Genomic DNA, 1349 nt, shown 5'->3' with positions numbered 1-1349 from the left:
GCTTGTGCTGCTTGATCAAGCGACCGATGTCCTGCACCTGGGTGCCGGAACCCATGGCGATCCGACGCTTGCGCGAACCGCTGATCAGCTCAGGGTCGCGGCGCTCGGCCGGGGTCATGGAGTTGATGATGGCTTCCATCTGTTTGAACTGCTTCTCGGCTGCGCCCTGGGCGTTGCCCATCTGCGCCAGGTTGACCCCACCGATGTTCGGCAGCTTGTCCATCAGGCCACCGAGGCCGCCCATGTTCTTCATCTGCTGCAGTTGGTCGCGGAAGTCTTCGAGGTCGAAGCCCTTGCCCTTCTTCAGCTTTTTAGCAAGCTTGTCGGCCTTTTCCTTGTCGAGGGTCTGCTCGGCCTGCTCGATCAGGCTGAGCACGTCGCCCATGCCAAGAATTCGCGAAGCGATACGCTCAGGGTGGAACGGCTCCAGGGCCTCGGTCTTCTCACCCATACCGATGAACTTGATCGGTTTGCCGGTGATGGCCCGCACCGACAGCGCGGCACCACCACGGGCGTCACCGTCGACCTTGGTCAGGATCACACCGGTCAGCGGCAGCGCGTCGCCAAAGGCCTTGGCGGTGTTGGCGGCGTCCTGGCCGGTCATGGCGTCGACCACGAACAGGGTTTCCACCGGCTTGATGGCCGCGTGCAACGCCTGGATCTCATCCATCATCTCGCTGTCGACGTGCAGGCGACCGGCGGTGTCGACGATCACCACGTCGATGAACTTGAGCTTCGCTTCCTTTATAGCCGCTTCGGCGATGGCCACCGGCTTCTGGCTAAGGTCAGAAGGAAAGAAGGTCACGCCAATGTCATTGGCCAGGGTTTCCAGCTGTTTGATCGCTGCCGGACGGTATACGTCAGCAGACACCACCATCACGCTCTTTTTCTTGCGCTCTTTAAGGAAGCGCGCGAGCTTGCCGGCGGTGGTGGTCTTACCCGCACCTTGCAGACCGGCCATCAGCACCACTGCCGGAGGCACGGCGCTGAGGTTCAGGTCTTCGTTGGCCGCGCCCATCAGGCTTTCCAGCTCGGCCTGAACAATCTTCACAAAGGCCTGGCCCGGCGTCAGGCTACGGGACACTTCGGTGCCGACCGCACGTTCCTTCACCGAGTTGACGAAGTCCTTGACCACCGGCAATGCGACGTCAGCCTCGAGCAACGCCATGCGCACTTCACGCAAGGTGTCTTTGATATTGTCCTCGGTCAGCTTGGCCTTGCCGGTGACATGGCGCAGCGTCTGCGAGAGACGGTCGGTTAGGTTTTCAAACATGCTCGATCCTTTCAGGCCCAAGGAGACCTTGGTAATGGCGGCCCAGAGCTTAATAAACAAGAGCTCGATGAGCCTG

General features: G+C 60.8%; 1 pseudogene. It reads right to left on the bottom strand.

Annotated features, from left to right (window positions below):
* Positions 1-1237: pseudogene (ffh, locus tag BLX41_RS28640) on the bottom strand (signal recognition particle protein); the annotation flags it as partial.
* Between the last annotated feature and the right edge of the window lie 112 nt (positions 1238-1349).

The organism is Pseudomonas protegens, from assembly GCF_003732485.1.
GTDB classification, from domain to species: Bacteria; Pseudomonadota; Gammaproteobacteria; order Pseudomonadales; family Pseudomonadaceae; genus Aquipseudomonas; species Aquipseudomonas protegens_B.
Note: the sequence above shows the minus strand (reverse complement) of the source record. Positions and strands in the feature narration are given on the sequence as shown.